Source organism: Austwickia chelonae NBRC 105200, assembly GCF_000298175.1.
Lineage (GTDB): Bacteria > Actinomycetota > Actinomycetes > Actinomycetales > Dermatophilaceae > Austwickia > Austwickia chelonae.
The window spans coordinates 693,023-718,678 of record NZ_BAGZ01000005.1; the positions used below are offsets into that span (position 1 = coordinate 693,023).

At 66.6% G+C, this 25,656-nt stretch carries 23 protein-coding genes; 4 read left to right on the forward strand and 19 right to left on the reverse strand.

What is annotated here, in order from left to right:
- Positions 1–14: 14 nt before the first annotated feature.
- From metK to AUCHE_RS06295, 17 genes are all read right to left on the reverse strand, one after another.
- On the reverse strand, positions 15–1,229 hold the full coding sequence (gene metK / locus AUCHE_RS06215) for a methionine adenosyltransferase (protein ID WP_006502429.1): 1,215 nt from the start codon (positions 1,227–1,229) through the stop codon (positions 15–17).
- Positions 1,230–1,360: 131 nt separating this feature from the next.
- Entirely contained in the window at positions 1,361–2,653 is a 1,293-nt protein-coding gene (coaBC, locus tag AUCHE_RS06220; RefSeq protein WP_006502430.1) for a bifunctional phosphopantothenoylcysteine decarboxylase/phosphopantothenate--cysteine ligase CoaBC, read from the reverse strand.
- 67 nt (positions 2,654–2,720) lie between these two features.
- Positions 2,721–2,984, reverse strand: a complete 264-nt coding sequence (rpoZ, locus tag AUCHE_RS06225; RefSeq protein ID WP_006502431.1) for a DNA-directed RNA polymerase subunit omega — start codon at positions 2,982–2,984, stop codon at positions 2,721–2,723.
- Between the two features lie 59 nt (positions 2,985–3,043).
- Entirely contained in the window at positions 3,044–3,634 is a 591-nt protein-coding gene (gene gmk / locus AUCHE_RS06230; RefSeq protein ID WP_052024813.1) for a guanylate kinase, read from the reverse strand.
- 3 nt (positions 3,635–3,637) lie between these two features.
- Positions 3,638–3,955: an integration host factor, actinobacterial type gene (gene mihF, locus AUCHE_RS06235; protein ID WP_006502433.1), complete on the reverse strand. Its 318-nt coding sequence runs from the start codon at positions 3,953–3,955 to the stop codon at positions 3,638–3,640.
- A 215-nt stretch (positions 3,956–4,170) separates the two neighbouring features.
- Positions 4,171–4,455, reverse strand: coding sequence for a chorismate mutase (locus tag AUCHE_RS06240; RefSeq protein ID WP_006502434.1), 285 nt, complete (start codon positions 4,453–4,455; stop codon positions 4,171–4,173).
- Positions 4,456–4,517: 62 nt separating this feature from the next.
- Positions 4,518–5,483, reverse strand: coding sequence for an orotidine-5'-phosphate decarboxylase (pyrF, locus tag AUCHE_RS06245; RefSeq protein WP_006502435.1), 966 nt, complete (start codon positions 5,481–5,483; stop codon positions 4,518–4,520).
- On the reverse strand, positions 5,480–6,424 hold the full coding sequence (locus tag AUCHE_RS06250; RefSeq protein WP_245706816.1) for a dihydroorotate dehydrogenase: 945 nt from the start codon (positions 6,422–6,424) through the stop codon (positions 5,480–5,482). Before AUCHE_RS06250 ends, pyrF begins: the two co-directional genes overlap by 4 nt.
- A 20-nt stretch (positions 6,425–6,444) precedes the next feature.
- Complete coding sequence (locus AUCHE_RS06255) at positions 6,445–7,341, reverse strand: dihydroorotate dehydrogenase electron transfer subunit (protein WP_006502437.1); 897 nt, start codon at positions 7,339–7,341, stop codon at positions 6,445–6,447.
- On the reverse strand, positions 7,334–10,687 hold the full coding sequence (carB, locus tag AUCHE_RS06260; protein ID WP_006502438.1) for a carbamoyl-phosphate synthase large subunit: 3,354 nt from the start codon (positions 10,685–10,687) through the stop codon (positions 7,334–7,336). The genes AUCHE_RS06255 and carB overlap by 8 nt, the downstream gene beginning before the upstream one ends.
- On the reverse strand, positions 10,687–11,937 hold the full coding sequence (gene carA / locus AUCHE_RS06265; protein WP_006502439.1) for a glutamine-hydrolyzing carbamoyl-phosphate synthase small subunit: 1,251 nt from the start codon (positions 11,935–11,937) through the stop codon (positions 10,687–10,689). The genes carB and carA overlap by 1 nt, the downstream gene beginning before the upstream one ends.
- The gene (locus tag AUCHE_RS06270) at positions 11,934–13,223 is read right to left on the reverse strand and encodes a dihydroorotase (protein ID WP_006502440.1); all 1,290 of its coding nucleotides are present in this window, start codon (positions 13,221–13,223) and stop codon (positions 11,934–11,936) included. The genes carA and AUCHE_RS06270 overlap by 4 nt, the downstream gene beginning before the upstream one ends.
- A complete protein-coding gene (locus AUCHE_RS06275) occupies positions 13,220–14,161 on the reverse strand; it encodes an aspartate carbamoyltransferase catalytic subunit (RefSeq protein WP_006502441.1) in 942 nt (313 codons plus the stop codon). Before AUCHE_RS06275 ends, AUCHE_RS06270 begins: the two co-directional genes overlap by 4 nt.
- A complete protein-coding gene (gene pyrR / locus AUCHE_RS06280) occupies positions 14,161–14,787 on the reverse strand; it encodes a bifunctional pyr operon transcriptional regulator/uracil phosphoribosyltransferase PyrR (protein ID WP_006502442.1) in 627 nt (208 codons plus the stop codon). Before pyrR ends, AUCHE_RS06275 begins: the two co-directional genes overlap by 1 nt.
- A gap of 146 nt (positions 14,788–14,933) precedes the next feature.
- A complete protein-coding gene (locus AUCHE_RS06285; RefSeq protein WP_006502443.1) occupies positions 14,934–16,577 on the reverse strand; it encodes a methyl-accepting chemotaxis protein in 1,644 nt (547 codons plus the stop codon).
- A 229-nt stretch (positions 16,578–16,806) separates the two neighbouring features.
- Positions 16,807–17,595 carry an ABC transporter permease gene (locus AUCHE_RS06290; RefSeq protein ID WP_006502444.1) on the reverse strand — a complete coding sequence of 263 codons (789 nt, stop codon included), beginning with the start codon at positions 17,593–17,595 and terminating at the stop codon, positions 16,807–16,809.
- Positions 17,592–18,512, reverse strand: a complete 921-nt coding sequence (locus tag AUCHE_RS06295) for an ABC transporter ATP-binding protein (RefSeq protein ID WP_006502445.1) — start codon at positions 18,510–18,512, stop codon at positions 17,592–17,594. The genes AUCHE_RS06290 and AUCHE_RS06295 overlap by 4 nt, the downstream gene beginning before the upstream one ends.
- Positions 18,513–18,989: 477 nt before the next feature.
- Here AUCHE_RS06295 and pflB point away from each other — a divergent pair, with 477 nt between their 5' ends.
- The 4 genes from pflB to AUCHE_RS06315 all read left to right on the forward strand — a co-directional run bounded on the left by pflB (position 18,990) and on the right by AUCHE_RS06315 (position 24,531).
- A complete protein-coding gene (gene pflB / locus AUCHE_RS06300; RefSeq protein ID WP_006502446.1) occupies positions 18,990–21,317 on the forward strand; it encodes a formate C-acetyltransferase in 2,328 nt (775 codons plus the stop codon).
- Between the two features lies 1 nt (position 21,318).
- Positions 21,319–22,143, forward strand: coding sequence for a pyruvate formate-lyase-activating protein (gene pflA / locus AUCHE_RS06305; protein WP_006502447.1), 825 nt, complete (start codon positions 21,319–21,321; stop codon positions 22,141–22,143).
- A gap of 157 nt (positions 22,144–22,300) precedes the next feature.
- Positions 22,301–23,980: a glucose-6-phosphate isomerase gene (gene pgi, locus AUCHE_RS06310; protein WP_143114916.1), complete on the forward strand. Its 1,680-nt coding sequence runs from the start codon at positions 22,301–22,303 to the stop codon at positions 23,978–23,980.
- A gap of 8 nt (positions 23,981–23,988) precedes the next feature.
- Entirely contained in the window at positions 23,989–24,531 is a 543-nt protein-coding gene (locus AUCHE_RS06315; protein WP_006502449.1) for a DedA family protein, read from the forward strand.
- Between the two features lie 97 nt (positions 24,532–24,628).
- On the opposite strand, the gene nusB is transcribed toward AUCHE_RS06315, so the two are convergent.
- Together nusB and efp are read right to left on the reverse strand one after the other, a co-directional pair.
- A complete protein-coding gene (nusB, locus tag AUCHE_RS06320) occupies positions 24,629–25,081 on the reverse strand; it encodes a transcription antitermination factor NusB (RefSeq protein WP_006502450.1) in 453 nt (150 codons plus the stop codon).
- On the reverse strand, positions 25,081–25,641 hold the full coding sequence (gene efp, locus AUCHE_RS06325) for an elongation factor P (protein WP_006502451.1): 561 nt from the start codon (positions 25,639–25,641) through the stop codon (positions 25,081–25,083). Before efp ends, nusB begins: the two co-directional genes overlap by 1 nt.
- Positions 25,642–25,656 lie beyond the last annotated feature (15 nt).

The following is a 25,656-nucleotide window of genomic DNA, read 5'->3' on the forward strand; positions in this document are numbered from 1 at the left end:
GCTACGACCTCGACTCAGCCGATCGCGCGGCGAAGCTCCTCGACCCGGTCGGTCTTCTCCCAGGTGAAAGCATTCGTCACATCCGGCACGGAGGTGCGTCCGAAGTGCCCGTAGGCCGCGGTGGGCCGGTAGATGGGCCGCAACAACTCCAGCTCCTCGATGATCGCGGCCGGACGCAGGTCGAAGACCTCGAGGATCGCTTTCTCCAGGACCTCGACCGGAACCTTCTCGGTGCCGAAGGTCTCCACGTACAGGCCGACCGGCTGGGCCTTCCCGATCGCGTAGGCCACCTGAACCTCGCACCGGCGGGCCAGCTCGGCCGCCACCACGTTCTTGGCCACCCATCGGGTCGCATAAGCCGCGGAACGGTCAACCTTGCTCGGGTCCTTCCCGGAGAAGGCACCCCCACCGTGACGAGCTGTCCCGCCGTACGAGTCCACGATGATCTTGCGTCCGGTCAGACCGGCGTCTCCCATCGGACCGCCGATCTCGAAACGTCCGGTCGGGTTGATCAGGGTACGGGCCTCGGCGAAGTCCAGCTCGACCCCGGAGTCGGCCAACCCCTCCATGACCGGCTTGATGACATATTTCTCGACGTCCGGAGCCAACAGGGCATCCAGGCTGACGTCAGAAGCGTGCTGGCTGCTGACCACGATGGTGTCGACCCGAACCGGCCGGTCACCGTCGTAGGCGATGGTGACCTGGGTCTTGCCGTCCGGTCGCAGATAAGCCATCTGTCCCGACTTGCGCACCGCGGTGAGCCGCTCGGCCAGGCGGTGGGCCAGGAAGATCGGCAGGGGCATCAGCTCGGGAGTGTCGTCACAGGCGTAACCGAACATCAGCCCTTGATCGCCCGCGCCCTGCTTGTCCTTCGGGTCGATCCCGCCCGTACGGTTCTCGTAGGCGGTATTCACGCCCTGCGCGATATCGCTGCTCTGCTGGCCGATCGAGATCTCGACCCCGCAGGTGCGGCCGTCGAAGCCCTTGACAGAACTGTCGTACCCGATCCCGACGATGGTGTCCCGGACGAGTCGCGGGATGTCGACATATCCGGTGGTGTCGACCTCTCCGGCCACGTGCACCAGCCCAGTGGTCACCATCGTCTCGACAGCCACTCGCGCATAAGGATCCTGCTCCAGCATGGCGTCGAGGATGCTGTCCGAGATCTGGTCGCAGATCTTGTCAGGGTGTCCTTCGGTGACGGACTCGGAGGTAAACAGGCGGGCCACGGGTTCTCCTAGCGGTGTGGCGATCGTTGATGCCGCGTCATGCGGCAGAAACCCTGTGTCAGGGAACACACAGTTTCTTCATCCTATCGGCGCTCGCTGCGGAGTACTGATGCCCCCGGGCCCGATCGGCTTCAGCGCCCCCGGCCCGGACCCTCGAAGAATTCCTCCACCACGTCGAGCAGGGCGCACGCGGTATCGCGCTTGCTTCCACTGAGCTCCCGGACCGGCGTGTCGCATCCCTGTCGAAGGATGGACACCGTCGTGTCGTCCTGGCCGAAGACGACATCCTGGCCGACCTCGTTGGCGACCAGCAGGTCGCATCCCTTCCTGGCCAACTTCCGCCGCGCCAGGTCGAGCACCGAACCCGACGGGTCCCCGGTCTCGGCAGCGAATCCCACGATCACCTGTTCCGATGCGCGATCCGAATGCTCACGTCGCTCGACCAGACCCGCCAGGATGTCGGGATTACGGATCAGCTCGATGGTCATCCCGGCCTCGGCCGCCGCGCCCTCGTGACTTTTCTTGATCTTGTGCCCGGCGCACTCCCGAGGCCGGAAATCTGCCACGGCCGCTGCCATGACGATCACGTCGGCACCCGGCGCAGCTGCGTCCACCGCAGCCTTCATCTCCAGCGCCGACTCCACCCGGACCAGAGAGATCCTCCGCCGGCAAGAAGTCTCGTCAGGTGCGGGTATGTCGACATGCGCACTGATCAGGTCGACGGACGCGCCACGGCGAGCCGCCTCGACCGCGATCGCATAACCCTGTTTGCCCGAACTCCGATTACCGATGAAACGCACCGGATCCACCGGCTCGCGAGTGCCTCCTGCCGTCACCACGACCCGTCGGCCGCGCCACAACTCGCCCGAAGCCTCCGTCGATGCCTCGACGACCCCGCCCCGCGCCAAGGCCGCCAACGTCTCACCAAGGATCGCCTCCGGGTCCGGGAGCCGCCCAGGCCCCGAATCCGCCCCGGTCAAACGCCCGCTGGCCGGCTCGACGACTGTCACCCCACGCGCGCGCAGCAGAGCCACATTCGCCTGAGTCGCAGCATGCAGCCACATCTCGGTGTGCATCGCCGGCGCCATCACCACCGGGCAACGAGCCGTCAACAACACATTGGTGAGCAGATCGTTCGCCAACCCGTGCGCGGCCCGGGCCAGCAGATCGGCAGTGGCCGGAGCCACCACCACCACATCGGCCTCCTGGCCGACCCGCACATGCCGGACCTCGTCGACCCCGTCGAAGACGGACGCGCTCACCGGGCGTCCGGAAAGTGCCTCCCAGGTCGGCGCACCGACGAAACGTAAGGCCGCCTCGGTCGGCACCACCGTCACGGCCGCGCCGCGTTCGGAGAACAGCCTCGACAACAGACAGGCCTTGTATGCGGCGATGCCGCCCCCGACACCCAGGACGACACGCAACGGACGTCCTGTTCCAGGAGCGGCATTCATCGTGATGTCTCGATAGCTCGGGCGCAGAGCCGCCCGGTCAGCCCTCGGTGGGGGTCGAGGTCAACTTACGACCGTTGATCTCACGCAGGGCCACCGACAAGGGCTTCTCGTGCACCTGGGTCTCGACCAGCGGCCCGACGTACTCGAGCAGGCCCTCGGAGAGCTGGCTGTAGTACGCATTGATCTGACGGGCGCGCTTCGCCGAGTAGATCACCAGGGCGTACTTGCTGTCGGCGACCTCCAGCAGGTCGTCGATAGGCGGGTTGGTGATGCCGATCGGGTTCGCGACGGTGCCGGACAAGGAGATTCTCGTTTCGCTCGGGGACTCAGAAAACTGAACAGGAGAAGCTGACGCGGACGTCAGGGCTTCATCAAGTGTACGAGTTCTTCGGCCGCACGTCGTACGTCGTCGTTCACCACGACGACATCGAACTCGCTGGCTGCTTCCAATTCCACGCGGGCCGTGGCCAGACGTGCTTCCCGTTCGACCTCGGTCTCCGTGCCCCGCCCCAGGAGACGTTGCACCAACTCCTCCCAGCTGGGCGGAGCCAGGAAGACGAAGAGTGCCTCCGGCATCGATCTACGGACCTGCCTGGCCCCTTGGAGATCGATCTCCAACAACACCGGCCGGCCCTGGGCCAGGGCTGCCTCCACCGGGGCGCGAGGGGTGCCGTAACGGGCCAGGTTGTGCACGACGGCCCACTCCAGCAGCTCACCACCGGCGATCATCTCGTCGAAACGTTCGTCGCTCACAAAGTAGTAATGCCGACCCTCGACCTCCCCGGGGCGCGGACGGCGTGTCGTCGCCGACACGGACATCCACACCTCGGGATGATGCTCGCGCACCCAGGCCGAGACGGTGCCCTTGCCCACTGCCGTAGGGCCGGCGAGGACAGCGGGCCGGAGTGAGCCGGGCCGGGTCGTGTCGACCCGGCCGGGCTCAGTGCTCAGGGCTCAGCCCTGCTTGAAACGCTCGAGCAGAGCGGCGATCTGGTTCGCTCCCAGACCGCGCACCCGGCGGGTCTCGGAGATACCGATCTCCTCCATGATCTGGCGGGCCCGAACCCGGCCGACGCCGGGCATGGACTCCAGGAGGGAGGAAACCTTCATCTTGCCGATGACGTCATTGGTCTTGCCTTCCTTCACGACGTCAGCGAGAGATCCCTGCGAGTTCTTCAGCCTGTTCTTGACCGCAGCCCGCTCACGCCGCGCGGCTGCGGCCTTCTCGAGCGCTTCCGCGCGCTGCTCGGGGGTCAGCTGGGGTAGGGCCACGGGTCTCTCCTCGAAGAAGCTGCCGATTGTCTGTCACGGGCCGCGCACCCCGGATACAGGCGCACGACCCAGACAGTCGTACACGCTTGCTACCGGTGGTTTCTCGCGAAGCCCAGGGTTGAACCTAGCGAAAGCACCGGTCAGGTGCAACGGGACTCACCCTGCCGATCACCCCGGCATGAGAGCCTTCCTGCCCCGCCTCCGGACCTCCACCCTCACTGCTCCCGACTGGCCGCTATCGCCTGATGATGATGAATGACCTCATCGATGATGAACGCCAGGAACTTCTCGGCGAAGGCCGGGTCCAGACGCGATTCGACAGCGAGCCCGCGCAGCCTCGCGATCTGAGCCGTCTCACGGTCAGGATCCGCAGGTGGGAGGCCATGTTCGGCCTTCAACCGCCCTACCCGTTGAGTGCATTTGAAACGCTCCGCGAGCAAATGCACCAGAGCCGCATCGATATTGTCGATGCTCCCGCGGATCTCGACGAGTTCGGCCATCGCCGACGACCCCTCTGGGCCATCCTGATCAGGGACTGTTGCCCCCGTTTCCTGACCTGTCATCACAGCTCCAATACATGCGCCAATTGCTCCGCAGAAAGCCGAGCTCGCTCCCGAAGTGTCTCGATCTGCGGACCGACCGACAGGATCTCACGACTGCTCGAAGGCAGAACGTTCCCCACAGCAGCGCCGAACACCCGACGCAGATCGTCCGCGTCCGCGCCCTGCGCGCCGATCCCCGGGGCCAGAACGGGAGCATTCGCGGCGGCAAGATCGACGCCGAGCTCCTGCAGCGCATCCCCGACCGTCGCACCGATCACCAGACCCACATGGCCCAGCACCCCTCGCCGCCCCGCCTCGGCATTGTCCGCCGCAGCACCGGAGACGACGCTTCCCGCCACCGAGGTCGCCGAAACCGCTCCCGACTCCTCGGGCTGCGCATCCCAGGCCCGGGCGTGCTGCACTCCCGGCCCCTCCGGATTCGAGGTCAACGCCAGGACGAAGACACCACGGCCCGCGTCCCGCGCAGCGTCCAGAGCCGGTCGCAAGGAACCGTACCCCAGATAGGGGCTCACCGTGATGGCGTCGGCGCCCAAGGGCCCGTCGGTCAGATACGCCTGGGCATAACCGGCCATGGTCGAGCCGATGTCCCCCCGCTTGACGTCCAGGACGCTCAGGGTGTCCCCACCACGCAACTCCGCCAGGACCTTCTCCAACACGGCGATCCCCGCCGACCCGTGCCTCTCGAAGAACGCCGACTGCGGTTTCACACAGGCCACGGCTCCGGAAAAGGCCTCCACACAGGTCATCGCGAAGCTCTCCAGCCCGGCAGGGTCGTCTGCCAACCCCCAGCTGTCCAGCAACGCCGGATGCGGGTCTATCCCCACGCACAGCGGACCGTACCTGTCCATCGACGCCCGGAGTCGCGCCCCGAACGAGCTCTCCGAACCCGCCATGGCATGCCTCTCGTCTCTCTGCGCCCCGCCACGATCCGAGCCCACCGGCCCACCCTGCCCTTCGCCGCTCATGCCACCGTCCGTTCGTGCGCGATCCCGACCACCTCGGCCAACGAGGTGAAACCCCTCTCCGCGATCAGAGCCCCCAACTCGTGACCGACCCGAACCGGCGCCTGAGGATCATGGAAGATCGCCGTCCCGACCTGCACCGCGTCCGCACCGGCCGCGATGAGGCCCAAAGCATCGGCGCCCGAAGCGATCCCGCCGACCCCGATGATCGGCGCAGCAGGGATCCGTCCCGACCGCATCGCCGCCCTCACCTGGTAGACAGCCCGTACGGCCACCGGACGCACCGCAGGGCCGGAGAGCCCTCCGGTGATCCCTCCCAGAACGGGACGCAACCGGTCGATGTCGATCTCCATGCCCAGGATCGTGTTGATCATCGTGAGCCCGTCGGCACCGGCTCCCAGCGCGGCCCCGGCGATCGACACCAGGTCGGTCACATCCGGACTGAGTTTCGCGAAAGTCGGAACCTCTGCGGGGAGCTCGGCCCGCACAGCCCGGACCACCTCAGCCGTCGAAACCGGATCACAGGAGAACACCAACCCCCGATTGGCCACGTTCGGGCAGGAGATGTTGATCTCCACACCCACACAGGACGCGAAAGCCGTGCTCTCACGTAGCGTCCTCGTCACCGCAGCGAACTCAGCCGCGTCACCGCCTGCGACCGACACCAGGACCCGCGCCCCGACCGATGCCAGCCAGGGCAGGTCCTCGGCCACGAAGGCCTCGATCCCGGGACCCTGCAAGCCGATCGAATTGAGCATCCCCCCGCTGGTCTCCGCCATCCGGGGAGTCCCTCGACCCGACCGAGGAGCACCCATCACCGTCTTCGTGGTGAAAGCGCCCAGCTTCCCCAGGTCGAAGAAATGAGCCAGTTCACGGCCGTTCGCCGCGCAGCCCGAGGCCGTCATCACCGGGTTCGGCAACCGCATCCGCCCCCCGAGATCCACCTCAAGACACACCTGCGACATCAGTGGCCCCCCGTCCCGGGCGCACCCACCGCGTCGGAGGGCACCCGGCAACGGCCGTCCTCGAAGGACTCCCAGCGCACCAGATCACCCCGGAAGGTCGGCCCCTCCGTACAGGAACGCACCATGCGCGTACGCCCGTCCGTGTCCCGGACCGGCATCACGCAGGTCATACAGACCCCGATGCCACAGGCCATGGACTCCTCCACCGTCACCTGAGCTGTTGCTCCGTGTGCGTCGGCGATCCGAGTCACCGCCTGCAACATGGGCATCGGCCCACAGGCGTAGACGACGGTCGCTCCCACGTCGTCGATCAGGCCCGGCAGGACGTCGGACACCCACCCGCGGACCCCGGCACTGCCGTCGTCCGTCGTGACCAGCACCGGGTCGGCGCACTCCGCCGCCGACCCGACCCCGTACAGCCGTTCCTCGTCCGCAGCACCCAGGACCATCGCCACCTCGCATCCTCGGGAACGCAGCGACCGGGCCAGCCAGAACAACGGCGCACTCCCGTACCCACCCCCCACGAGAACGCAGGAGACCGGGACCTCCGGCAGCGGGAACGGCCTGCCCGACGGGCCCACCATGTCGACCTGCCCGCCGATACCCAGAGCGGTCAGCCAGCGCGACCCCCGGCCGTGCGGGGCCACCACCAGCTCGACCAGACCTCGACGACCACCCCCCGACGGGACGACCCGGCTCAGCGAGAAAGCTCTGCGCAACAGGGCACCGCTCAACTCACCCCCCACCGTCACCGTCACGAAATGCCCGGGTTCGGCGATGTCGGCGATCCGGTCCGCCTCGAAAACCATCCGACGGTAGGCACCCGTCCACGCCGCATCCACCAGAGTCGCCGTGACCTGCGCCGGGGACACCCCGGCCGTTGAATGCTCAGACACCGACGACTCCTTCGCGCATCGGCAGGGCCTGCGCAGCTCCCGCCGCCAGGTCCAGCGCGTCCCCGTGCCCCTGCAGGGATCGCACCCGCACCGGATGCCCCACAGCTGACTCGATGCCGTGGACGGCCGCTCCCAGTTGTTGGATCGTGGTGATGATCGGGCGGTCCATGCTCGTCGCCGCCGTCCGGATCGCGTAACCGTCCCGGCGGGCGTCACTGCCCTCCGGGGTGTTGACGACCATGTCGATCTCGCCGGCCTCGATCATCTGCACGATGGTCGGCTCACCGTCCGCCCCGGGCCCTTCACTGTGTTTACGGACGACCCTCGCCTGCACCCCGTTACGGCGCAACACATCGGCCGTGCCGTGGGTGGACAACAGTTCGAAACCGAGATCGGCGAGCCGCTTCAACGGGAAGATCATGCCTCGTTTGTGCCGATTCGCGATCGACACGAAGATCCGACCCGCACGAGGCAAACCAGCCAGGGCGCCCATCTGGGTCTTGGCGAAAGCAGCCCCGAAAGTGACATCGATCCCCATCACTTCCCCGGTGGAACGCATCTCCGGGCCGAGCACCGAGTCGACGACCCGTCCTTCGGCCGTACGGAAACGTTTGAACGGCAGGATCGCCTCCTTCACACAGACCGGGGCGTCGACCGGCATGGTGCCACCGTCCCCGACCGGTGGGAGCAGACCCTCCGCCCGCAGATCGGCCACGGATGCGCCCAACATGACCCGGGCCGCGGCCTTCGCCAACGGAACCCCTGTGGCCTTCGCCACGAAAGGGACGGTCCGGGAAGCACGCGGATTCGCCTCCAGGACGTAGAGCACGTCCTGCGCGAGGGCGAACTGCACGTTCATCAGGCCCCGGACCTCCAGGCCCCGGGCCAACGCCAGGCTCGACTCACGGACCCGACGCAGCTCACGGGGTCCGAGGGTCACCGGCGGCAGGACACAGGCCGAGTCCCCCGAATGGATGCCGGCTTCCTCGATGTGCTCCATGATCCCGCCGACGAAGATCTCCCGGCCGTCGTAGAGGACGTCCACGTCGATCTCGATGGCGTCGTCGAGGAAACGGTCGATGAGGACCGGATGCTCCGGCGAGGCCTCGGTGGCACGGTCCACGTACGCCCGCAAGGTGGCGTCGTCGTAGACGATCTCCATACCCCGGCCGCCCAGGACGTACGAGGGCCGTACGAGCACCGGGTAGCCGATGTCGACCGCCACGGACGCCGCTTCCGCCGAGGAAAAGGCGATACCGTGCCGCGGCGCGGGAAGCCCGGCCTCGGCGAGCACGCGGCCGAAGTGCCCGCGGTCCTCGGCGAGGTCGATCGCCTCCGGGGCGGTACCCACGATGGGCAGTCCCTCGTCCTTCAACGCCTGGGCGAGGCCGAGCGGGGTCTGCCCGCCCAACTGCACGATCACGCCTGCGATCGGCCCTGCGGCCTTCTCCGCCTCGTAGACCTCGAGCACGTCCTCGAGGGTGAGCGGCTCGAAGTAGAGCCTGCTGGAGGTGTCGTAGTCCGTGGAAACCGTCTCGGGATTGCAGTTGACCATCACCGTGTCGTAACCGGCTTCCTGCAGCGCGAAGCTGGCGTGGACACAGGAGTAGTCGAACTCGATCCCCTGCCCGATCCGGTTCGGCCCGGAGCCCAGGATCAGGACGGCAGGCCGCTCCCGCAGGGCCACCTCGGTCTCGGAGTCGTAGGTCGAGTAATGGTAGGGAGTCCGGGCTGCGAACTCAGCCGCACAGGTGTCGACGGTCTTGTAGACCGGTCGGATGTCCAAGGCCTGCCGGACACCGCGGACCACGGCTTCGTTCACCCCGACGATCTCCCCGATCTGCGCGTCGGAGAACCCGTGCCTCTTCGCCGACCTCAGGCTGTCCGCCTCCAGGTGGCGGACGCTGCGGCCGGATTCACGGATCTCACCGGCCACTCCGTTGAGCAGGCAGATCTGATCGAGGAACCAGGGGTCGATGCCGGTGGCTTCGTGGACCTCCTCGACGGTGCACCCACCGCGCAGGGCCTGCTGGACCACGGTGATCCGACCGTCGGTGGGCACCTTCGCGGACTCCAGGAGGTCGAGCGCCTCCTCGCGAGTGGGTTTCGGGCCACGCCAGTGGAAACCGTCTCCTCGGCGTTCGGTGGACCGGAGCGCTTTCTGCAATGCCTCGGTGAAGTTACGTCCGATGGACATGGCCTCGCCGACGGACTTCATGGTCGTGGTCAGCGTCGGGTCGGCTGCGGGGAACTTCTCGAAGGCGAATCGGGGCACCTTCACCACGACGTAGTCGAGGGCCGGTTCGAAGCTCGCCGGAGTCTTCTCGGTGATGTCGTTGGGGACCTCGTCGAGGGTGTAACCGATGGCCATCCGGGCGGCGATCTTCGCGATCGGGAAACCGGTGGCCTTGGACGCGAGCGCCGAGGACCGGGAGACCCGGGGATTCATCTCGATGACGACGACCCGGCCGTCCTCCGGGTTGACGGCGAACTGGATATTGCACCCTCCGGTGTCGACGCCGACCTCCCGGATGACGGCGATGCCGATGTCCCGCAGATGTTGGTATTCCCGGTCGGTGAGGGTCATCGCCGGGGCGACGGTGATCGAGTCGCCGGTGTGGACCCCGCACGGGTCGAGGTTCTCGATGGAGCAGACGACCACGACGTTGTCGGCGTGGTCGCGCATGACCTCGAGCTCGTACTCCTTCCATCCCAGGATCGACTCCTCGAGGAGCACCTCGGTGGTCGGGCTGTCGTGCAAGCCCGCGCCGGCGATCCGGGCCAGGTCTTCGGGAGTGTGGGCGAACCCTGAGCCGAGCCCTCCCATGGTGAAGCTGGGGCGGACGACCACGGGGTATCCGAGGTCCTCGGCTGCGGCCCACACCTCGTCCATGGAGTGGCAGACGACGCTGCGGCAGCTCTGCGCCCCGCATCGTTCGACGACACCCTTGAAGGCCTCGCGGTCCTCACCGAGTCGGATCGCCTCGACGTTCGCGCCGATGAGCGGACATCCGTAGCGTTCCAGGACGCCGTCGTCGTGCAGGGTCATGGCCGCATTGAGCGCGGTCTGCCCGCCGAGGGTGGCCAGGACCGCGTCGGGACGTTCGGCGGCGATGATCGCCTCGAGGACCTCCGGGGTGATCGGCTCGACGTAGGTCGCGTCGGCGATCTCCGGGTCGGTCATGATGGTCGCAGGGTTGGAGTTCACCAGGATGACCCGCAGGCCTTCCTGACGCAGGACCCGGCAGGCCTGGGTGCCCGAGTAGTCGAATTCGGCCGCCTGCCCGATCACGATGGGCCCGGAACCGATGACGAGCACGCTGCTGAGGTCTGTCCTTTTCGGCATCAGTCCTGGCCTCCGAGGGAAGAAGTCGGGGACGCCGACACGATGGTGGTCGTGGCGTCGAGCATGAGGTCGAGGAAACGGTCGAAGAGATACGCCGAATCGTGGGGTCCGGCTGCCGCCTCGGGGTGGTACTGCACGGAGAAGGCCGGGATGTCGAGGCATCGGAGGCCTTCGACGACCTGGTCGTTCAAGGAGATATGGGAGACCTCGACACGCCCGTAGGTCGTGTGCTGCCCGGTGTCGCTCGGCGCGGTCACCACCGCGTCGAGCGGGGCGTCGACGGCGAAACCGTGGTTCTGTGCAGTGATCTCCACTCGGCCGGTGGCGCGGTCCAGGACAGGTTGGTTGATGCCGCGATGTCCGTAGCGGAGTTTGTAGGTGTCGAAGCCCAACGCCCGGCCGAACAGTTGGTTGCCGAAGCAGATCCCGAAGTAGGGGATGCGGGCGTCCAACACCTGTTGCAGGAGTGCGACCTGGGCGTCTGCGGTGGCGGGGTCTCCGGGGCCGTTGGACAGAAAGGCTCCGTCCGGTCCACCACCGCGGGCCCGGGAACCTTCAGTGACGCCGGGGATCGTGCGCAGGTCCTCGTAGGAGGATCCTGCGGGCAGGATGTGCACCTCGATGCCCCGTTCGGCCATCCGGTGCGGGGTCATCGATTTGAGTCCGAGGTCGAGCGCGGCGACCACGGCGCGTCGCCGGCCGACAGCCGGTACCACGTAGGCGGCATCGGTACTGACCTCCTCGGCCAGGCGCGCGCCGGACATGGTCGGGGCGGAACGGACCCGGGCCAGTAGTTCGTTCTGCCCGGCCTGGGCCTGGTCGCCGGAGAAGATCCCGGCCCGCATGGCGCCTGCTTCCCTGACGTGCCGGGTGATCGCCCTCGTGTCGACCTCGCACAGTCCGACGACCCCTGCTGCCTGCAGCTCGGATTCCAGGTCACGGCGGCTACGCCAGTTGCTGGGACGTGGTGCGGGATCGCGGACGACGAACCCGGCGACCCAGATACGACTCGATTCGGCGTCCTCGTCGTTCATCCCGGTGTTGCCGACGTGCGGTGCGGTCATGGCCACGATCTGTCGGTGATAGCTGGGGTCGGTGAGTGTCTCCTGGTAGCCGGTCATTCCGGTGGAGAAGACGATCTCCCCCACGGCTGCGCCCTCGGCTCCGTAGGCCCGCCCGGTGAACACCCGGCCGTCCTCGAGAACGAGGACGGCCGGGGTCCGGGGCGACCGTGTAGCGGTCGTCGTCATTGCAGTCGGCCCTCCAACAGGGTCGGGACGCCGCGGAGCAGGGTGGTCTTCACCCGTCCGTGCAGGGTACGTCCGTGGTAGGGGTTGTTGCGGGAGATGGATGCACTGTCGTCTCGGTCGACCACGATCGTGGCTTCCGGGTCGACGAGGGTGATGTTCGCCGGTTCGCCTGCGGCCAGCGGGCGCCCGTGGTCGGTCAACCCGGCGATCCGCGCGGGCTCGGTCGACATCGTCCGGGCCACGTCGGGCCAGGTCATCCGACCGGGTCTGACCATGACCTCGGTCACCACCGAGAGCGCGGTTTCCAGGCCGAGCATCCCGAAGGCGGCGATCTGGAAGTCGTGTTCCTTGTCGTTGCGGGCGTGGGGGGCGTGGTCGGTGGCGACCGCGTCGATCGTCCCGTCGGCCAGGCCGGCCCGTACAGCTTCGACGTCCTCGAGCGGGCGCAGTGGCGGATTGACCTTGTAGACCGGGTCGTAGCCTTCGAGCAGGTCGGTGGTGAGCATCAGGTGGTGCGGGGTCGCTTCGGCCGTGACCTGGATGCCTTGGGACTTGGCCCATCTGACGATCTCCACGCTGCCTGCGGTCGACAGGTGGCAGATGTGCAGTCGTGATCCGGTCTGTCGTGCCAGCATCACGTCCCGGGCGATGATCGTCTCCTCGGCGACGGCGGGCCATCCGGGCAGGCCGAGCCGTCCGGAGACCGTTCCTTCGTGGCAGCAGGCCGTGTGCGGGGCCAGTCGCGGGTCCTGGGCGTGTTGTGCGATGACTCCGCCGAAGGTTTTCACGTATTCGAGGGCTCGGCGCATGACCTGGGGGTCGTGGACGCAGCGGCCGTCGTCGGAGAACATGGATACGGCGGCCCGGCTGCGGTGCATCAGTCCCAGTTCGGCGAGTTCTTCTCCTCGCAGGCCCTTGGTGACCGCCCCGACGGGGTATACGTCGGCGTAGGCGCTGCGTCGTCCGTGTTCCCAGACCCATTCGGCGAGGATCGCGGTGTCGGTGACCGGTTCGGTGTTGGCCATCGCCAGCACGGCCGTATAGCCGCCGCGGGCTGCCGCTCTGGACCCGGATTCGATGGTCTCTGCGTCTTCCCGTCCGGGTTCGCGCAGGTGGGTGTGCATGTCCACCAGGCCGGGCAGGGCGATCAGTCCGTCGGCGTCGATGGTCTTTGTCCCGGCGGGGATGTCGACGTCCTGGCCGATCGCGTCGATCCGTCCGTCGCGGACGAGGATGTCCCCGCGCCCCTGCCCGAGCAGGTCGGCGCCTTTGACGAGCAGGCTCATGCCGCGCTCCCTTCCCCGGAGAAGACGTGGAACAGGACGGCCATGCGGGTGTACACACCGGCTGCGACCTGGTCGAGGATCAGCGAGTTCGCCGCGTCTGCGGCTTCGGGTGAGATCTCCAGTCCGCGGTTCATCGGCCCGGGGTGGCAGATGACGGCTTCCTTGCCCAGTCTTTCCAATCGCGGCCGGGTGAGGCCGAACAGGGCGCTGTACTCCGCTTCGGTGGGGAAGAAACCGCCGCTCATCCGTTCGCGTTGGACGCGCAGCATCATCAGTGCGTCGACGTCTCCGATCATCGAGTCGAGGTCGTAGGTGGTGGAGAATCCTTCGGCGGCGGCTCGTTCCTCGATGCCCGGGGGCATCAGGGTCGGAGGGGCTACCAGGGTGACGTGGGCGCCGAGGGTCCGCAGGCAGAAGATGTTCGATCGGACGACCCTGCTGTGCAGCAGGTCACCGACGATGGCGACGTGGCGTCCTTCGAGGTCGCCCAGGCGTTGCCGCATGGCGTAGGCGTCCAGCAATGCCTGGGTGGGATGTTCGTGGGTGCCGTCGCCGGCGTTGACGACGGGCAGTCCTGTCCAGTCCATCGCGAGTTTCGGGGCCCCTGAAGCAGAGTGGCGGATGACGAAGCCGTCCACGCCCATGGCGGCGATGGTGAGCACTGTGTCCCGCAGTGATTCGCCCTTGGAGGTCGACGATCCTTTGCCGGAGAAGCTCATCGTGTCGGCCGACAGTGATTTGGCGGCCAGGTCGAAGGAGTTCTTGGTTCGGGTCGAGTCCTCGAAGAAGGCGTTGACGACGGTGACTCCGCGTAGCGCAGGGATCTTCTTCATCTCGCGGCGGCGGCGGACTTTTTCCATCTCTTCGGCGGTGTCGAGGAGCTGGGTGATCTGATCGCGGGTGAGTCCGTCGGTGGAGAGGAAATGGGGCAGCTTCATCAGCGGTCGCCTCCGGTGATCCGTACCTCGTCGAGACCGTCGGCCTCGGCCAGCAGCACGTCGACCCGTTCGCTGCTGGAGGTGGGCAGGTTCTTGCCGACGTGGTCAGCCCGGATGGGCAGTTCGCGGTGTCCGCGGTCGACGAGCACTGCCAGTCGCACGGCCCGGGGTCGTCCGATGTCGTTCAGGGCGTCGAGGGCTGCGCGGATCGTGCGGCCGGAGTAGAGCACGTCGTCGACCAGTACCACGACGAGGTCGTCGATCCCGCATTCGGGGATGTCGGTGGATTCGACCCTTCTGGTGGGATGACGCCGTAGGTCGTCCCGGTAGAGGGTGACGTCGAGGTTGCCGACGGGGATCTCGTGTCCTTCGACCTCACTCATGAGGCGGGCGAGGCGGGCTGCCAGGGGCATTCCCCGGGTTCGGATGCCGAGGACGACGAGCTTGTCGCCGCCTTTGTTGCGTTCGAGCACTTCATGGGCCATTCGGCGCAGCGCTCGGGAGATGTCGGCCTCGCCCAGGACGATCTTGACGTCCGGGGGGGCTGTGGGATCGGTGGATGTTCCCGCGGCTGGTGTCCTTCCAGCCTGCTCGGGATGGGATCGTGCCGAGTCAGGACGCACCATGGCGCCAGACCTCCTTCCCCGCCTCACAGGACGGTGGTTAAAGGATGTCGAACGCTTACTGAGCGTAGCCGTCGAAGCACGATCCGACCACTTTGCACCGTTTTAGGTGTGTGTCAGGGGTGTACCGGACCGTTCCCGGTGTGTCCTCAGAGCCGGAAGGTGCTGACCTTCTCCCGCAGTTGTACCGCCCGTTCGGCGAGGTCGCCGATGCCGGTGCCGATTTCTTCCATCGACTGCCCGGCCGAGTTGGCCGCCGAGGCTGCGATGTCCACGCCTTGGGCGATGTCCCCTGCTCCGGTTGCTGCTTCGGCGACATTGCGGCCCATCTCGTTGGTGGTGGCGGTCTGTTCCTCCACCGCGGAGGCGATCGTGGCCTGGGTGTCGTTGATCTGGGAGATGATCACCGAGATCTCGCTGATCGCGGCGACCGCCGCTTCGGTGTCGACCTGAATCTGTTCGACCCGGTGCCCGATGTCCTCCGTCGCCTTAGCGGTCTCCTGGGCGAGGTCCTTGACCTCGTTGGCGACGACGGCGAAGCCCTTGCCGGCCTCGCCGGCCCGGGCGGCTTCGATGGTGGCGTTCAAGGCCAACAGGTTGGTCTGTTCCGCGATGGAGGTGATGGCCTTGACCACTTCGCCGATCTTCGCCGAGCTGTCGCCCAGCTTCGCCACCGTCGCATTCGTCCGGTCGGCCACTGTCACCGCCGACGCGGCGACTCCTGCGGCGTCCTGGGCGTTCTTGGCGATCTCCCGGATCGAGGCCGTCATCTCCTCGGTGCCGGCCGCCACGGTCTGGATGTTCGTGTTGACCTCCGAGGCCTTGGTCGAGGTGAGACCGACCTGGGTGGTGACGGTTCCGGCTTCCTGCCTGGCGTTCTGCGCCGAGGAGGCCAGCTGGGCCGAGGCCTGGGCGACATAGCCTGCGGTCTGGGCGGCGTCTTCCACCACGGCATGCAGGTTGAGCCGTGCCCGTTCGAGGTCCTTGGCCATCTGCCCGATCTCGTCCGCCGAGTCGACGACGGTGGGTCGGCTCAGGTCGCCTTCGGCGAGTGCGGCCAGTCCGGTCCGGACGGTCTCCACATTGGTACCGATCCGTCGCAGCACGAGGACGGCCAGTGCTGTAGTGACCCCGAGTGCGCCGAGCAGGACTGCGACGACCAGAGTCACCGCGCCGGTCCGTGTGCTGTCGGCCTCGGCGGACAGGCGTTTGGAGTATTCGGCCAGTTCCTTCTCCGCGGAGTACAGCTGGGGTTCGTACCGGCGGATGATGCCCACGTTCCCGTTCGGTTCCGAGCTGAAGGACGTCGTCATGTACAGATCCCAGTTCTTGCCGTAGGCGAGGGGGACCAGGACGCTGTCCCGGTTCTTCTGCCATTCGCCGTAGGTGGTGACGAACTGTTCGAAGGAGGGCATGATCTTGTCGCCGCCTTTGGCGCGGATCTGGGCGACGGCGTCGGCGATCTGGCCGTCGGTCTTCTTCACGACCGCCAGGGTGTCGTCCTTGCCCTTCTGGGTCTGTTCCAGTGCGACCCAGTCGAACATCATCCGGTTGTAGACCTGGCGGTGTTGGACGACGGTCAGCGGGCTCTTGATCTCCTCGATGGAGGCCTGTTTCGCGGAGGCGTCGGCCATCCTCCCGAAGGAGACGATGCTGGCCAGGGTGATGGCCAGGGAGGCGAGGGCCATCACGGCGAGGACCGCGAGGATCTGCCCGCGCAGTTTCAGGCCCCGTCCGAGTCCTCCGACCCGGGAGATGGACGGCGGTGGGTCGAAGGCTGGGACAGCGGGCATCGGTCTACTCCAAGGTCGGGCATCGCGGCGCCTGGTCGCGACGGAAGAGGCCAGGTTCCCGGCCTATTCGGCAGGAGATGGCCGGGCTGAAGCAGATCTTCGGACGGGCTTCTGTGCGATCCGGCCCGGGACGTTCCGCTGCCCGCGGGGTCGAACATGCCAGGCGGTGCGACTCGGCCGGAGCCGGGACGCACCGCCTGGCATGTTCGGGCGGCGATGATGCGCCGGGTCATTTCACCTCGCGTCGGTAGCTGAGCCAGGCACCGACGAGGAAGGGGATGACGATCCAGACCAGTGCTGCGACCGCGCTGCGCTGCGCCTGTTCGGCTGTGAAATGGGCCTTTTCGAACGGTTGGGTCAGGACGCTCTGGCTCACCCATTCCATGACGGGGCGGGCTTTCTCCCACATGGACAGCGACAGGGTGATCATGGGTGCGATGTAGTAGATCGTGATGGCGAGGGCGTTGCTGGACAGCAGCAGGCCGAGCGCGAGGCCGATGAGCGTGTAGATCTCCAGCAGGGCGACGGACATCAGGATCGGCTTCGCCTCCAGGGTCCAGGCGTTCGGCGGGAGGGGAACCATTGCGCTTGAGGCCGCAGTGGCCAGCACCGACATCAGCATTCCCACTGATGCCACGACCAGGCTCACCATGAGGGTGGCGATGGACTTGGCCAGGAAGACCCTGATCCGACGCGGCTCGAGGGCAAAGGTGGCCAGTGCGCTGCGATGGCTCCATTCCGAGGTCATCGCGAGGATGCCCAGGACCGGGAGCAGCAGGGTGAGCGGCTGGAACCCGACCTTGCTGAAGGCGGCGAAGGACCGCATTTCCTCCGGGGCCGTGGTGGCCAGGACGGTCAGGATGGCTGCGCTCAGCCCGAGCATGACGATCAGCAACCAGCGGTTGGCGCGGGTGTCGAGGACCTTCCGTAGTTCGACCGCGAAGAGTCGCCAGAAGGGGATCCCGGGGACGCCGGCGAGGTCGAGGTGCGCTCCGGGGGCGGAGGTCGGGGCGGTCATGCTGCTTTTCCTTCCCGGGAGGTGTCGGCGGTCAGGGCGAGGAACATGTCCTCCAGGTCTTCCGGTTGTGATTCGGCCAATCGCCTCAGTGCCACGTGCGCGTCCAGGGCGATCCGACCGACCTCGGCAGACGCGGCGCCGACGGTGAGCAGCTCGCCTTCCACCGCGATGATGTCGATCCCCTGCGCACGCAGTGCGGCGTCGAGGGCGACGGTCCCTTCGGTGTCGACGGCTTGTACCTGGACGCTGTGTTTCCCGTCCTTCGCGGCGAGGAGTTCCGCTTTCGAGCCTTGGGCGACGATCTTGCCCTTGCCGATCATGACGATGTCGTCGGCGACGTGTTCGACCTCTTTGAGGAGATGGCTGGACAGGAGGACCGCTCCGCCCTGATCGGCGAAGTTGCGCAGTAGGTCGCGCATCCAGCGGATGCCGCCGGGGTCCAGCCCGTTGGCGGGTTCATCCAGGATCAGGACGCGAGGTTCGCCGAGCAGGGCGTGGGCCAGGCCCAGCCGCTGGCGCATGCCCAGGGAGTACCCGCCGCACCGCCGGTTCGCTTCCTTGTCGGAGAGTCCGACCGTGGTGAGGATCTCGGCGACCCGGCCTTTGGGCGCCCCGATCATCTGGGCCCCCAGCGTCAGGATCTCCCGGCCGCTCCGTCCTGGATGTTGGGCGGAGGCGTCGAGGAGGACACCGACGTATCTGCCGGGGTTGGGGAGGTCGACATAGCGACGTCCCAGCACCCGGACGGTGCCGGAGGTGGGGTGGGTGAGTCCGGTCATACAGCGCATCGCGGTGGATTTTCCTGCGCCGTTCGGGCCGAGGAAGCCGACTACGCGTCCGGGCCGCACGGTGAAGGAGATGTCGTCGACGGCGCGTACGCCTCGATAGTGCTTGGTCAGATGTTCTACCTCGATCATATGTTCAACATTGCCGGGGCGGGGCGCCGGACACAATCGTCCGTGGGGTGGAGATTCCGCGACTTTAGAGGGGGTTCCCGGCGGGTGCGCCCCCTCCGAAAGTGTGGTTCGGGGGGTGGGTTGTAGGGCCTGGAAAGCGTTCCGTAGGGTGTGCCCACGAGGAAGTGATCAAAGGTTCATCGATTCCTCGAAATACCCTTTCCAGGCAGATCCGTGACGAAGGTCCCGATCCGACCGAGAGTCGTTTTTTACGCGAAACTCCCTGGCCAGCAGGGGTCATCGCAGAACTGAGGCCGGTTTTTCTGAGCAAAAGCCGCGCGTTAGTCTTAATCCAGCAATATCATTCGGCCCCACCGAGGGGGCAACGGTGCGCGACAAGGACGTCGCGAACACATCGGAGCGGTATCCTCCGCACGTCCGATGCGCCGTTCCAGCGGTACACGCAGGGAGCATCGCGGCTCCGCGCCGCGTCACCCCATGCGTGCCCAGATCATGGAGGAGTGCACGCCCGTGTCGATGACCGACGCCCCCCAAGGCTGTCCGAGCAACGGACTTCCCATCTCCACGCCTTCTCTGGCAGATGTCGCCTGGCGCGATTTCGAGCAGGGCCGATGGTGTGACCACGTTGACGTCCGGGACTTCCTCCAGCGCAACTACACCCCCTACGAAGGCGATTCCTCCTTCCTGGCCGAGGCCACCCCGCGGACGACACAGATGTGGGAACGCCTCACCGCGTTGTTCCCCGAGGAGCGCGAGCGCGGCGTCTACGACGTCGACGCCACCACGCCGTCGACCATCACCTCCCACCAGCCGGGCTACATCAGCAAGGACGACGAACTGGTCGTCGGCCTGCAGACCGACGCCCCGCTGAAGCGGGCCATCATGCCCAACGGCGGGTGGCGCATGGTCGAGGGTGCACTGAAGACCTACGGGTACCCCGTCGACGAAAACCTGCGGACGATCTTCACCAAGTACCGCAAGACCCACAACGCCGGTGTCTTCGACGCCTACACGGCCGACGTCCGGGCCGCCCGTTCGGCACACATCGTCACCGGTCTGCCCGACGCCTACGGCCGTGGGCGCATCATCGGCGACTACCGCCGCGTCGCGCTCTACGGTGTCGACGCCCTGATCGAGGGCAAGAAGAACGAACGTGACGAGCTGGACGCCCTGCGCTCCACCGAGGACGTCATCCGGGACCGCGAGGAGCTCTCCGAGCAGATTCGCGCCCTGGGTGAACTCAAGGAGATGGCCGCCTCCTACGGCTACGACATCTCCGGCCCGGCCGGCAGCGCCCACGAAGCGATCCAGTGGCTGTACTTCGCCTACCTCGCGGCGGTGAAGGAGCAGAACGGCGCCGCCATGAGCCTGGGGCGGACCACCAGCTTCCTCGACGTCTTCATCGAGCGTGACCTGCGCAACGGGGTCATCACCGAAGAGCGTGCCCAGGAGCTGATGGACGACTTCGTCATCAAGCTGCGCATCGTGCGCTTCCTGCGCACCCCGGAGTACGACGCACTCTTCTCCGGCGACCCGACGTGGGTGACCGAATCCATCGGCGGCATGGGCGAGGACGGACGCACCCTCGTCACCAAGAACAGCTTCCGCATGCTGCAGACCCTGTACAACCTGGGGCCGGCGCCGGAGCCGAACATCACCGTCTTCTGGTCGGAAGACCTGCCGCAGGGTTTCAAGGACTTCTGCGCCCAGGTGTCCATCGACACCTCCGCCATCCAGTACGAGTCGGACCACCACATCCGCGGCCACTGGGGTGACGACGCCGGGATCGCCTGCTGCGTCTCCGCCATGGCCATCGGCAAGCAGATGCAGTTCTTCGGCGCACGGGTCAACCTGGCCAAGGCGCTGTTGTACGCCATCAACGGTGGCCGTGACGAGATCTCCGGCAAGCAGGTCGCTCCGGTCTGCGCCGCGGCAGAGGGTGAATTCCTCGACTACGACGATGTCCGGGCGAAGTACGACAGCCTGCTCGACTGGCTGGCCCAGACCTACGTGGACGCACTGAACTGCATCCACTACATGCACGACAAGTACGCCTACGAGCGCATCGAGATGGCCCTGCACGACCGGGAGATCCTGCGCACCATGGCCTGCGGCATCGCCGGCCTGTCGGTGGCCACCGACTCGCTGTCCGCGATCAAGTACGCCAAGGTCCGTCCGGTGCGGGACGAGACCGGCCTGGTCGTCGACTACACCGTCGAGGGGGACTTCCCGACCTTCGGCAACGACGACGACAAGGTCGACTCGATCGCCGCCGAGCTCGTGGAGAGCTTCATGGCGAAGATCCGCAGGCTGCCCACCTACCGCAACAGCCTGCACACCCAGTCCGTGCTCACCATCACCAGCAATGTCGTCTACGGCAAGCACACCGGGAACACCCCGTGTGGACGTCGGGCTGGGCAGCCTTTCGCTCCGGGCGCCAACCCGATGAACGGTCGTGACACCCACGGCATGTTGGCCTCCGCGCTGTCGGTGGCGAAGCTGCCCTACGCCGAGTCCCAGGACGGCATCTCGCTGACGAACACCGTCGTCCCCTCCGGGCTGGGTCGCACCAAGGAGGAGCAGGTCGCCAACCTGGTCGGCATCCTCGACTCCTACATGGGCGCCGAGGGATACCACGTCAACATCAACGTGTTGAACCGCGACACCTTGTACGACGCCATGGAGAACCCGGAGAAGTACCCGCAGCTCACGATCCGGGTCTCCGGGTACGCGGTGAACTTCGTCCGGTTGACCCGCGAGCAGCAGCTCGACGTCATCTCGCGTACCTTCCACGAGCGGGCCTGAGTTGGGCGTCTGCAGCCTCACCCTCGGCGGGACTGCAGTAGCTCCTGCCGCTGTCGAGTCGCCCGACGACGCACGCCGCCTGGCGGACGTGCGCGACGGGCGGCTCGGCTCGGTGCACTCCTGGGAGCTGGTGACCGCGGTCGACGGACCGGGTACCCGGATGACCTTGTTCCTGTCCGGATGCCCGCTGCGTTGCCTTTACTGCCATAACCCGGACACGATGCGCGCCCGGGACGGGGATCCGACGGACGTGGTGGACGTGCTGAACCGGATCAGCCGGTACCGGGGTGTCTTCGCCCGCACCGGTGGCGGGATCACCGTGTCCGGAGGTGAGCCGCTGCAGCAGCCCGCTTTCCTGGCGCGGATCCTGCGCGGTGCCAAGGAGATGGGCATCCACACGACCATCGACACATCGGGTTTTCTGGGGGCCCGGGCGAGCGACTCCCTGCTCGACGACGTCGACCTGGTCCTGCTGGACGTCAAGTCCGGGCTGCCTGAGACCTACCGGACGGTGACCGGTCGGGACCTGGCCCCGACCTTGGCCTTCGGTGAACGCCTGGCTCAACGGGAGACCCCCATCTGGATCCGTTTCGTCCTGGTCCCGGGGCTGACCGACGCCCCGGAGAACATCGAAGCGGTCGCCGACCACGTGGCCGCCTGGGGCAGCGTTCAGCGGGTCGAGGTCCTGCCCTTCCACCAGATGGGTCGCGACAAGTGGCAACGGCTGGGCATGACGTACCAGCTGGAGGGGACCAAGGCGCCCTCGGTGGACGAGGTCGCCCGGACCCGTGAGGTCTTCGCCTCCCGAGGGCTCACGGTCTACTGATCGCCCACAGCTGCTTCGGTTCGAGACGCCCGTTCCGGGCGTCTCGAACCGAAGCAGCTGGCTCAGGGATCACCGTTCCACAGTATCCATTCCTGCTTTGTAGGGTTGGTACGGAGGCGCCACGCCTCCGCGAGCACGTCGACGAGAGGTGAAGATGATGCGCGTTCCCGTGGATCCGACTTCGACCCGAGCCTGGGAGAGGTTGACCGAGCTCGAGAACGGGCTGAAGCCCGACCTGCGCGCCTGGTTCGCTCAAGATCCGGACCGGGCCGACCGGTTGTCCTTCGCAGCAGCCGACCTGCACGTCGACCTGTCCAAGAACCTGATCTCCGACGAGATCGTCGCAGCGCTGGTCGCGCTCGCCGAGGAGACCGGGGTGGAGGACCATCGTGACGCGATGTTCGCCGGTCAGCGGATCAATGTCACCGAGGACCGGGCCGTGCTGCACACCGCGCTGCGTCGTCCGCAGGACGCGCAGCCCCGACTGTGCGTCGACGGCCAGGACGTGGACGGCGATGTGCACGCCGTCCTGCGCCAGGTCTATGCCTTCGCGGACAAGGTCCGGTCCGGAGAATGGACCGGGATCTCCGGACGACGCATCGAAACCGTGGTCAACGTCGGCATCGGCGGGTCCGACCTGGGCCCGGTCATGGTCTACGAAGCCCTGCAGCCCTACGTCCAGGACGGTCTGACCTGCCGATTCATCAGCAATATCGACCCGAGCGATGTTGCGGAGAAGACCCGGGGGCTCGACCCGGAGACCACCTTGGTGATCGTGGCCAGTAAGACCTTCACCACCTTGGAGACCATCACCAATGCGAAGCTGGTGCGCTCCTGGCTGTTGGACGGGCTCCGTTCCTCCGGGGCCGTCGACGGTTCCCAGGCCCAGGACCAGGACGCCGTGGCCCGTCATTTCGTCGCCGTCTCCACCGCGCTGGACAAGGTCGCCGACTTCGGGATCGACCCGGCGAATGCGTTCGGGTTCTGGGACTGGGTCGGCGGGCGGTATTCGGTCAGTTCCGCCATCGGCGCCTCACTGGTCTGCGCGATCGGGCGCGAGAATTTCGAGTCCTTCCTCGACGGTCTCCACGCCATGGACGAGCACTTCCGTACGGCCCCGTTGGCTCAGAACGTTCCCGCTCTGATGGGGCTGCTCAACGTCTGGAATGTCGACTTCCTCGGCGCGCACACCCATGCTGTCCTGCCCTACGCCCAACAGTTGCACCGCTTCCCCGCCTATCTGCAACAGATGACCATGGAGTCGAACGGCAAGTCGGTGCGCTGGGACGGGACTCCGGTTACCTGCCCGACCGGTGAAATCTTCTGGGGAGAACCCGGAACCAACGGACAGCATGCCTTCTACCAGCTGATCCATCAGGGAACTCGACTCATCCCGGCCGATTTCATCGCCGTCGCCACCCCTGCCCATCCTCTCCTCGACGGCGAGGTCGACGTCCACGAGATCTTCCTGGCGAACTTCTTCGCACAGACGGCAGCATTGGCCTTCGGCAAGACCATCGAGGAAGTCCGTGCTGAGGGCACCCCGGAAGCGATCGTCACCGCCCGTGTCTTCGAGGGCAACCGGCCGACGACATCGATCATGGCTCCGGCGCTGACGCCTGCTGTCCTCGGACAGTTGATCGCCCTCTACGAACACATCACCTTCGTCCAGGGTTCCGTCTGGGGCATCGACAGCTTCGATCAGTGGGGCGTGGAACTGGGCAAACAACTCGCGAAGGAAGTCGCCCCCGCAGTATCCGGTGACGAGGAGGCCCTGACGAAACAGGATCCCTCCACACGGAACCTGATCCGTTACTACCGTGCGCAGCGGCGCTGATCCGCAGCGTGGACGGGTGGAATGACCTCAATACGTGGCCATTCGCTGCCCTCTACGCCTTCTTCCTCTTCGGGGCCCTGACGAGAAGCCAGGCCACCTATTGGACGGGCCGGGGTCTGCGCGTGGGCGGAGAACGCTCACGCCTGGCCCGCCGGCTCGACCGACCTGCGGTGCGTACTGCAGAACGGCTGGTCGCCCGATGGGGCGCCCCGATCATCGTGCTCTCCTTCCTGACGATCGGGGTGCAAACAGCCATCAATCTCGCGGCAGGAGCTCTCCGGATGCCGATGCGGCGTTACTTCCCGGCATCGTTGGTGGGGTCGTTGATCTGGGCAGCGATCTACACCACGATCGGTTTTGCCGTGGTCGAGGCCTGGGTGCAGGACGAAGCAGGCCCCTGGCTGATCGTGATGCTGATCCCTCTCGCCCTCATCGGTGCGGCGACTTGGGCCTTCCGGAGAGAGAACCGTCACGACGACGCCGAGCGCAGCACAGATGCAGCCGCTGCTGCTCTCCCTCCGGGCTCCCCTCCCGAGGACGACCGACGTTGATCCCGGACCTCGGACCGGCATAGGGCGAGGGGCCGCCCGAAAATCAGGGCGGCCCCTCGCCATGTCGTCAGTGAACGACCTGCCTCACCGTGACCGGTCAGGTCAGATCGAGGGTGTTCTTCACCTCTGACAACCGGGAGAGCAGTCCGTTGACGAAACTCGGTGACTCATCGGTCGACAAAGCCGTCGCCAACTCCACTGCCTGCTGGGTTGCCACCGCGTCCGGAACGTCGGAGTTGTACAGGACCTCCCAGGCGCCGACCCGCAGGATCGCCCGATCGACAGCAGGCATACGTTCGACCGGCCACCCCTGGCTGTACGTCCCCAGCACCTCGTTGATCCGCTGCCAGTGCTCGACGACCCCGTCCACGATCTCCACCGTGTACCCCCGCAGAGGCGTCTCGGCGACCGGTTTGGTCATCCGTTCGGCCAACAGGGTGCCGGCGTTCAAACCCCGTTGTTCCGACTCGAAGAGCAGGTCCAGTGCCGCCCGACGCGCTTTCGTACGCGCGCCGGACAGCGGTGCCCGCCCGCCGGAGGAAGAAGCCATCAGTTGACGCGACCCAGGTAGCTGCCGTCCCGGGTGTCGACCTTGACCCGCGTGCCGGTCTCCAGGAACAAGGGGACCTGGATCTCCGCGCCGGTCTCCAAGGTGGCCGGCTTGGTGCCACCGGTGGACCGGTCGCCCTGCAGACCAGGCTCGGTGTAAGTGATCTCGAGCTCGACCGAGGCCGGCAGCTCGACGAACAGCGGAGCCCCGTCGTGGGTGGCGACGATGGCTTCCTGGTTCTCCAGCATGTACTTCTCGGCCTCACCGACGACGGTGCTGCTCACATTGATCTGGTCGAAGGTCTTCCCGTCCATGAAGACGAAGTCGTCGCCGTCCTTGTACAGGTACTGCATCGTCCGCTTGTCGACATTGCTGGTCTCGACCTTGGTGCCCGCGTTGAAGGTCTTGTCGACGACCTTGCCCGAGAGCACATTCTTCAGCTTGGTGCGCACGAAGGCGCCACCCTTGCCCGGCTTGACGTGCTGGAACTCCACCACGGTCCAGAGCTGGCCGTCGATGTTCAGGACCAGGCCGTTCTTCAGGTCATTCGTGGTTGCCACGGATCGTCTCTCTTC

Bases quoted from the DNA above. Each gene is read 5' to 3' on its own strand.
- AUCHE_RS06295 (WP_006502445.1), bottom strand. From the start codon at position 18,512: ATGATCGAGGTAGAACATCTGACCAAGCACTATCGAGGCGTACGCGCC.
- carB (WP_006502438.1), bottom strand. From the start codon at position 10,687: ATGCCGAAAAGGACAGACCTCAGCAGCGTGCTCGTCATCGGTTCCGGG.
- pyrF (WP_006502435.1), bottom strand. From the start codon at position 5,483: ATGAGCGGCGAAGGGCAGGGTGGGCCGGTGGGCTCGGATCGTGGCGGG.
- AUCHE_RS06240 (WP_006502434.1), bottom strand. From the start codon at position 4,455: ATGGCCGAACTCGTCGAGATCCGCGGGAGCATCGACAATATCGATGCG.
- AUCHE_RS06270 (WP_006502440.1), bottom strand. From the start codon at position 13,223: ATGAGCCTGCTCGTCAAAGGCGCCGACCTGCTCGGGCAGGGGCGCGGG.
- pflB (WP_006502446.1), top strand. From the start codon at position 18,990: ATGCGTGCCCAGATCATGGAGGAGTGCACGCCCGTGTCGATGACCGAC.
- AUCHE_RS06275 (WP_006502441.1), bottom strand. From the start codon at position 14,161: ATGAAGCTGCCCCATTTCCTCTCCACCGACGGACTCACCCGCGATCAG.
- nusB (WP_006502450.1), bottom strand. From the start codon at position 25,081: ATGGCTTCTTCCTCCGGCGGGCGGGCACCGCTGTCCGGCGCGCGTACG.
- AUCHE_RS06285 (WP_006502443.1), bottom strand. From the start codon at position 16,577: ATGCCCGCTGTCCCAGCCTTCGACCCACCGCCGTCCATCTCCCGGGTC.
- AUCHE_RS06290 (WP_006502444.1), bottom strand. From the start codon at position 17,595: ATGACCGCCCCGACCTCCGCCCCCGGAGCGCACCTCGACCTCGCCGGC.
- pyrR (WP_006502442.1), bottom strand. From the start codon at position 14,787: ATGGTGCGTCCTGACTCGGCACGATCCCATCCCGAGCAGGCTGGAAGG.
- pgi (WP_143114916.1), top strand. From the start codon at position 22,301: ATGCGCGTTCCCGTGGATCCGACTTCGACCCGAGCCTGGGAGAGGTTG.
- carA (WP_006502439.1), bottom strand. From the start codon at position 11,937: ATGACGACGACCGCTACACGGTCGCCCCGGACCCCGGCCGTCCTCGTT.